Annotated in this window: 1 rRNA gene; it reads left to right on the forward strand. The window is 58.3% G+C overall.

The annotated features are described in order from the left end of the window. Positions 1-381, forward strand: a 23S ribosomal RNA gene (locus tag NE591_RS13205); the annotation flags it as partial.

Below are 381 nucleotides of genomic sequence, written 5' to 3' on the forward strand. Positions count from 1 at the left end.
TGACCGATAGCGAACCAGTACCGTGTGGGAAAGGTGAAAAGCAACCCGAGAGGGGAGTGAAACAGTACCTGAAACCGTGCGCCCACAAGCAGTCGGAGCAGCCTTTGCGCTGTGACGGCGTGCCTTTTGTAGAATGAGCCAGCGAGTTGCGGTGTGCGGCGAGGTTAAGTTTGGAAACGAGCCGCAGAGAAAGCGAGCATTTAAGATGGCGAGTGAGTCGCACGCTGCAGACGCGAAGCCGGGTGAGCGATCCTGGGGCAGGCTGAAGCGGGGGTAAGACCCCGTGGAGGGCCGAACCTACTTCGGTTGAAAACGGAGGGGATGACCCCAGGATAGGGGTGAAAGGCCAATCAAACCCGGAGATATCTCGTTCTCCCCGAA

The organism is Adlercreutzia sp. DFI.6.23 (genome assembly GCF_024462535.1).
GTDB classification, from domain to species: domain Bacteria; phylum Actinomycetota; class Coriobacteriia; order Coriobacteriales; family Eggerthellaceae; genus Adlercreutzia; species Adlercreutzia rubneri.